The organism is Nitrospirota bacterium (assembly GCA_016214855.1).
In the GTDB taxonomy this organism is placed as follows: Bacteria; Nitrospirota; Thermodesulfovibrionia; order Thermodesulfovibrionales; family UBA6898; genus UBA6898.
Genome location: JACRMT010000022.1, coordinates 24,705 through 31,648 on the forward strand (window position 1 = coordinate 24,705; position 6,944 = coordinate 31,648).

General features: G+C 50.5%; 7 protein-coding genes and 4 tRNA genes. 10 read left to right on the plus strand and 1 reads right to left on the minus strand.

Features of this window, described 5'->3' with window-relative positions:
• Window positions 1-6: 6 nt before the first annotated feature.
• Window positions 7-1,263 carry a glutamate-5-semialdehyde dehydrogenase gene (locus tag HZB62_15920; GenBank protein MBI5076639.1) on the minus strand — a complete coding sequence of 419 codons (1,257 nt, stop codon included), beginning with the start codon at window positions 1,261-1,263 and terminating at the stop codon, window positions 7-9.
• Window positions 1,264-1,419: 156 nt separating this feature from the next.
• Between HZB62_15920 and mutL the strand changes: the two genes are divergently transcribed.
• The 10 genes from mutL to tuf all read left to right on the plus strand — a co-directional run.
• The gene (mutL, locus tag HZB62_15925) at window positions 1,420-3,105 is read left to right on the plus strand and encodes a DNA mismatch repair endonuclease MutL (protein MBI5076640.1); all 1,686 of its coding nucleotides are present in this window, start codon (window positions 1,420-1,422) and stop codon (window positions 3,103-3,105) included.
• 76 nt (window positions 3,106-3,181) lie between these two features.
• Window positions 3,182-4,147 carry a tRNA (adenosine(37)-N6)-dimethylallyltransferase MiaA gene (gene miaA, locus HZB62_15930; GenBank protein MBI5076641.1) on the plus strand — a complete coding sequence of 322 codons (966 nt, stop codon included), beginning with the start codon at window positions 3,182-3,184 and terminating at the stop codon, window positions 4,145-4,147.
• A gap of 63 nt (window positions 4,148-4,210) precedes the next feature.
• Window positions 4,211-4,447 (plus strand): RNA chaperone Hfq, encoded by a 237-nt coding sequence (gene hfq, locus HZB62_15935; GenBank protein MBI5076642.1) that lies wholly within the window; start codon window positions 4,211-4,213, stop codon window positions 4,445-4,447.
• A 67-nt stretch (window positions 4,448-4,514) separates the two neighbouring features.
• Complete coding sequence (locus HZB62_15940; protein MBI5076643.1) at window positions 4,515-5,180, plus strand: SurA N-terminal domain-containing protein; 666 nt, start codon at window positions 4,515-4,517, stop codon at window positions 5,178-5,180.
• 119 nt (window positions 5,181-5,299) lie between these two features.
• Window positions 5,300-6,124 carry a 23S rRNA (guanosine(2251)-2'-O)-methyltransferase RlmB gene (gene rlmB, locus HZB62_15945; GenBank protein MBI5076644.1) on the plus strand — a complete coding sequence of 275 codons (825 nt, stop codon included), beginning with the start codon at window positions 5,300-5,302 and terminating at the stop codon, window positions 6,122-6,124.
• A 122-nt stretch (window positions 6,125-6,246) separates the two neighbouring features.
• Window positions 6,247-6,322: transfer RNA gene (locus HZB62_15950), tRNA-Thr, on the plus strand.
• Between the two features lie 89 nt (window positions 6,323-6,411).
• Window positions 6,412-6,496 (plus strand) — tRNA-Tyr (locus HZB62_15955).
• A 94-nt stretch (window positions 6,497-6,590) separates the two neighbouring features.
• Window positions 6,591-6,665: transfer RNA gene (locus HZB62_15960), tRNA-Gly, on the plus strand.
• Between the two features lie 13 nt (window positions 6,666-6,678).
• Window positions 6,679-6,754, plus strand: a tRNA-Thr gene (locus HZB62_15965).
• Window positions 6,755-6,816: 62 nt separating this feature from the next.
• Window positions 6,817-6,944 (plus strand): elongation factor Tu (gene tuf, locus HZB62_15970; GenBank protein MBI5076645.1); only part of this gene is annotated, 128 nt, incomplete at its 3' end.

Genomic DNA, 6,944 nt, shown 5'->3' on the forward strand with positions numbered 1-6,944 from the left:
GACTGATCACTCCCTCAGCTGGCCGTTGCCAAGGACAATGAATTTTGTGCAGGTCAGTTCTTCAAGCCCCATCGGACCGCGCGCATGGATCTTGTCTGTTGATATGCCGATCTCTGCACCGAGGCCGAACTGGTACCCGTCATTCAGGCGTGTCGAGGCATTGATCAGCACTGCAGAGGAGTCGACCTCCCGCAGGAAGCGCATGCCTTTTGCATAGTCTTTTGTCACAATGGCGTCTGAATGGGCTGAGCTGTATGTCGCAATATGGTCCATCGCAGCGTCGATGTCCTTCACTACCTTTACATTGAGGACCAGATCCAGATATTCGTTATAGAAATCATGCTCCCTGACCGCATCAACAGAAGGGACGATCTTCCTTGTCTCAGGGTCTCCCTTGATAGCAACGCCTGCGTCTTTGAACCTCTTGAGCATAGCAGGCAGGAACGCCTTTGCGATCTTCTTGTCAACGAGCATTGTCTCCATGGAATTGCAGGTGCCCGGCCTCTGGACCTTTGCATTAAAACAGATATCCTCTGCCATCTTCAGGTCAGCATCCCTGTCGACAAAAACATGACAGATCCCTTTGTAATGCTTGAGCACTGGTATGCGTGAATTCTCGGTCACGGTCCTGATAAGGCCTTCGCCGCCCCGGGGGATGATCAGGTCTATGATGCCTTCAAGCTTCAGCATCTCCATGACCGCTGTCCTGTCAGGAAGATCGATAAAGGTGATGGCGCCCTCGTGTATGTTCTGCTGCTTTGCAGCATCCCTCAGGATCTTCACGATAGCCTTGTTCGAATGTATTGCCTCAGAGCCGCCTCGCAGAATTACCGCATTGCCTGCCTTGAGGCAGAGGCTTGTCGCATCGGCAGTGACATTCGGTCTGGACTCATAAATGATACCGATCACGCCGATCGGCACGCGCATCCTGCCGACGGTCATGCCATTGGGCCGCTGCCACATTTTGATAACCTCGCCCGCGGGATCGGGGAGAGCCGCAACCTCTACCAGCCCTTGCGCCATCTCGTCGATACGTTTTTTGCTCAGGGTAAGCCTGTCGATCATCGCCTTGGTGAGGCCCTTTTGCTGCGCGAATTTAATGTCCTTTGCATTCTCCCGTATAAGCTCGTTCGAGCGCTTTTGGAGGGCCTCAGACATGGACAGGAGCGCGGCATTTTTCTGCTTTGAAGACGCCCGTCCTAAAGAACGCGCGCCCTCTTTTGCTTCCTTTGCCTTTGCGAGCACATATGCCTTTATGTCCATGAGAACAGCCTCCTGTATGGGCAGTGATTTATTCATAGTGTATTGTTTAGCATACAAAATCCGGCTGTTTTTGAAAAGGCAGCTGCCTGCAGGAAAGATGCTGTCGATGCAGGGGATTCCCTTGCGAAATGCTCCTGCCAATACGTACAATGTCCCATGCCAAAGATAACGGTTCTTCCTACAGACCTCTGCAACAAGATCTCGGCTGGTGAGGTGATCGAGCGGCCTGCGTCCGTGGTAAAAGAGCTTCTTGAGAACTCTCTTGATGCCAATAGCACCGAGATCAGGGTAGAGGTGAGCCGCGGCGGCAAGCGGCTGATACGGGTCTCGGACAACGGCATCGGCATGGACCGCGACGATGCACTCCTCTGCTTTAAGCGTCATGCAACAAGCAAGATAATAGAATATGACGACCTGTTCAATATCAGTACCTTGGGGTTCCGTGGTGAGGCACTGCCGTCGATCGCCTCTGTTTCGAAGCTCAAGCTTGTCACCGGCCTGAAGGGTTCAACCGCCGGGGTCTCTCTTGAGCTTCATGGCGGCGAAATGAAAGATATCAGGGATGCACCGGCATCAGGCACCTCACTCGAAATAAAGGACCTTTTTTTCAATACGCCTGCAAGGAAGAAGTTCCTCAAGGCTGACAGCACCGAGCTTTCCCATATCATTGATATCGTTACGAAAGAGGCGCTTTCGCATCCTGAGACCGCCTTCTCGCTCTTTACGGACAACATTGAAACGATCAGTCTTGCAAAGGCATCAGGCTTCAGGGAAAGGATCATGCAGGCATATGGGGATGAGTTCCTCAGCGGGCTTATAGAGGTCTCTTTCAGTATGGATGGCCTGGCAATGCATGCATTTGTATCGAACAGCGCCAATTTCAGAAAGACCAGATCTCACCAGTTCATATTCCTGAACAGACGGCCGATAAAAGACCAGTCAGTTGCCCATGCAGTCTATAAGGCGTATGAAGGTATACTGCCTCCTGACAGACATCCGCTCTATTTCCTGTTTCTTCAGATCGATCCCCAAAAGGTCGACTTTAATGTGCACCCCACGAAAAGGGAGGTGCGGTTTGAGGATAAGGAGACGGTCTACCGGTTTATTGTCTCCCACCTCAGGGATGCGATCAGGGATGCGCATAAAGAATATGCCGGGGAGTTCGTTCAGCCGCAGGCTGCTGATGCTGCTTTGTGGCTGCCGGGAGGAGACAGCCTGTCCTATTCTCAGCCCGTTTCATTCGAGATATCCGGCATAGCAGAAAATCTTGAATTCTCGTATCGCGCGTCTCTGCCCCATATCTATCTCGGCGACACCTTTGTCGCTGTTTCAGGAAAAGGAGGGCTCACCCTTCTGGACCACCACGCAGCCCATGAAAGGGTCCTCTTCGAAAAACTGCTCAAAGGCATCGAGACAGAATCCCGGCAGCTCCTCTTCCCAAGACAGGTTCAGGTTTCAGGCAAGGAATACCGCGTTCTGCTTGAACATAAGGAGATAGTCAGGACCTTCGGCATAGAGATTGATGACTTTGGGAACAACACGGTCATTGTGAGGGCAGTGCCTGCAGAGATCGCAGATGCTGACATCCCCGGTCTCCTTTCTGACCTTGCTGCGGGACTTCTCGATGAGCATGCATCAGGCAGGCCCCTGCGTTATGATCTTGCTGCACGGATAGCATGCCACGCTTCAATACGCGGCAGGAAGATCCTCTCCCCGGACGAGCTTTCGAAGCTTCTTGAGGATCTGGAAAAGACAGAGCATCCTGACCAGTGCCCTCACGGCAGACCGACAAGGATCTTCTACTCGCTCCACGACCTGAGCAAACTTTTCAAGCGCACATGAAAGAATGCAGGCTTATCGGTCCTGCATTACTTCTCTTTCTTCGCTCCCTGCCAAGGGGGGACAGAGGGGGGTGGGAATGAAAAAGGTCATTGTCCTGCTCGGTCCAACCGGTGTCGGCAAAACCGGCGCTTCCATCCTTCTTGCCAAAGAACTGAACACTGAGATCATCAGTGCAGACTCCATGCAGATATACCGGCATATGGACATCGGCACGGCCAAACCGTCTGAGGCGGAAAGAGCCAACATCAGGCACCACATGATCGATGTTGTTGAACCTTCCGAGGCATACAGCGCAGGCAGGTATATATCCGACGTTGTTCCGATCATTGAGGGGATTTTTCAGACCGGCAAGACACCAATCATTGTCGGGGGAACAGGACTTTACATCAAGGCAATGACGCGGGGCATATTCAACGGCCCGTCATCAGACCTTGAACTGAGAGAGAGACTGCTTGCCAGGGAAGAAGAGGAAAAGGGGTCTCTTTATGCTCACCTCAGTGAGATCGATCCTGAGACTGCAGGCAGGACCGAACGAAACAATATCCGCAGAATCATCAGGGCGATCGAGGTATGTCTAAAAAGCGGCAGTTCCCTGTCGTCTCTCCAGAAGGATCTTACAAGGCCGTTGCCGTACGATTTTATAAAAATAGGTATTACCCGGGCGAGAGAAGAGCTTTATCAGATGATCGACGCACGCGTGGATGCAATGTTTAAGTCAGGGCTCATTGACGAGGTGAGGTCGATCATGCAGATGAACCCCGACAGAACGCCTTTGCAGGCCATCGGGTACAAAGAGATCGCGAAATATCTGAACCGGGAGATAGACCTTTCGGAGGCTGAACGTCTGATGAAACGGAACTCCCGGAGGTATGCAAAGCGCCAGTTTACCTGGTTCAGACAAGAGGAGGGCATTATCTGGATAGATGTAACAGGCACGAATAATGGCCAGGAGGTCTTTCAGGCAGTAAGGCAGGCCACTGCTGATATCTTTCCTGCAGCAGCAGCTGTATCTCACAAATATGCCCCGAAAGTGCTTGAATAAATGCGCTGAATAATTTATCGTAATAAAAAATATAACGGCAATCTAATAAAAGGGAGACAGGGGATGCCCACTTCAAAAAGTCAAAGTCTGCAGGACAATTACCTCAATCAGTTAAGAAAGGATAAGTTGCCTGTTCTTGTCTATCTTACCAATGGTGTGCGTCTCAAAGGGGTTGTCAAGGCTTTTGACAATTTCGTCATTCTTCTTAAAGATGCAAATCAGCAGCTTGTGTACAAGCATGCGGTCTCAACCATTGTGCCTGAGCGGGACCTTGATATCCGCTTTGACGAGCACAACTAAACGCATCCCTTTTTTATTATCGGACACATTCATCAGGACATGACTATTTTTTGGAGGTATTTATCAGATGCTTAAGGCGATGAGGCACCATGCCAAATATTTGTATTTTCTGTTCTTTATTGTGATCCTGTCTTTCCTCTTCTGGGGAGTGGGTACCGTAGATCAATCAAGCAATGCCCAGATCGTTGCGGAAGTCGGCAAACACAAGATCTCAGCCCAGGACTATGGCAGGGTCTATGACAACTATTACAGGTCTTACCGCGAAGTGTACAAGGAGAAGTTTGATGAGGAGATGCAGAAGAAGCTCAACCTCAAGGACAAGGCCATTGAAACGCTTGTAGGGCAGACCATCCTGCTCATAGCTGCTGCAGAGAACGGGGTCAGGGTGAGCGACGGCGAAGTAAAAGAGGCAATTCTGAACGAGCCTGTTTTTACGAAGAACGGTGCTTTTGACAGTGAGATCTATCAGAACACGCTCCGTCTTTCGAGGCTTACCCCGGGCGTTTACGAGTCGAACAAGAGAGAAGAGCTGATTATACAAAAGATGAGCAGGCTGATACAGACTGCCGCAATCACTCCTGATGTCGGGTTTGATAATATTTCTGCTGATGAGCAGACAAAGAAGATGATAAAGGACGCCATGATCAAGGATGCACAGGAAAAAGTTGTCAGATCCTATATAGAGGGCATGAAAAAGAAACTTAAGGTGAAGATCAATGCCGAGCTCCTCTGATGGGAACACCTGACGGCAGGGAATAGCTTATCTCGTTAACGCGGGAGCCGGTTGTAAAGCGCTCCTTTGTCTCCCCCCTCCTTTTTTTATTTCACTATGTAACGTAAGGGCATCTGGATATGAGCAGAAAGAGAGCTACATTTAATTTCTCAAAGAGAGAAAGGCCAGACCGTGATCGGCCAAAATCCGGTGACGAATGGATCTGCGGGCTCAATCCTGTGCTCGAAGCTGTCAGGGCCGGCAGAGAAGTCCGCAGGGTATTCCTTGCTTTCTCACGAAGAGACAGGGCAGACATTGAAAAGGAGCTGTCAGGCAGGGGTATAGCCGTCCAGAAAGTTGACCTTCAGTTTTTTGATGAACGGTTTCATAAGGGGCATCAGGGGATTGCGGCAACCGTAGAGCCCCGAGCTTATGCTGATTTTCATGACCTCATAGAAATTCCCCGGATCAAGAAAGAGGTCCCCCTTTTTCTTATTATTGACAGCATTGAGGACCCGAGAAATTTTGGTTCGATCCTGAGAGTTGCTGATGCAGGCGGTGTGCATGGCGTGGTGATACAGTCGCATCGATCAGCATCTCTGACGCCAGAGGCTGTCAAGGCATCTGCAGGGGCATCAGAGCATGTAGTGATATCCATGGTCCCGAACATCAAGCATGCAATCAGTTCGATGAAGGAGTCCGGAGTTACTATTGTCGGTGCTGAGGCTGAAGGAGATAAGGAAGTATGGGATGTGGATTTCACGGGTTCTGTCGCATTGGTTGTCGGCTCAGAGGCCGAGGGGATGCGCAGAACCGTGAAGGAACACTGTGACTATATTGTAAAACTCCCTATGCGGGGAAAAGTTAACTCGCTCAATGCCTCAGTTGCTACAGGAGTCATCATTTTTGAGATAATGCGCCAAAGGATGCAAAGGGACAAGGTTTGTAAAGAAAAAAAAGTATAATCCTGCGAGGCCTTGTTTTTTTCTGGTTGACTGTACTATAATCGTACCCTTATATTACATATTTCTGAAACACCTATAGGTTTACTATTGCCTTTTTCAGGCATTTTGGTTTTTTCGGCATTGCCGACGTAGCTCAGTTGGTAGAGCAGTTGATTTGTAATCATCAGGTCGGGGGTTCGAATCCCTTCGTCGGCTCCAGGATAGCAGCAGCGATTGGGGATTGGGTTTTAGGGGTTGGTATGAAGACTTAACTGCCAATCCCCGACTACCAATCCCTGATGCAATACGGAGAGGTACCCGAGTGGCCAAAGGGGACGGGCTGTAAACCCGTTGGCTTCGCCTACGGAGGTTCGAATCCTCCCCTCTCCACCAGTACCGTGGACCTGATTATTGTTGTGGTAGCGAAGAGGATGCTGCGATGAAGCAAGTAAGCAAGCTATCCTTATTGACAGTACGTTAGCTGTATGCGGGAGTAGCTCAGTGGTAGAGCGTCAGCCTTCCAAGCTGAGGGTCGCGGGTTCGAATCCCGTTTCCCGCTCCATGAGCAGTAATATGCCCATGTAGCTCAGTCGGCAGAGCACTTCCTTGGTAAGGAAGAGGTCACCGGTTCGATTCCGGTCATGGGCTCCAGAAAAGATATTTAAGAACTCTGCAGGCTTTGGCAGTGCCGGCCGGCAGCGCAAGGAGGCGAAATGGCAAAGGCAAAATTTGAGAGGACAAAACCGCATTGCAACGTGGGGACGATCGGACACGTAGACCACGGCAAGACGACGCTGACCGCAGCAATCACCAAGGTGTTGGCGATGAAGGGACAGGCGAC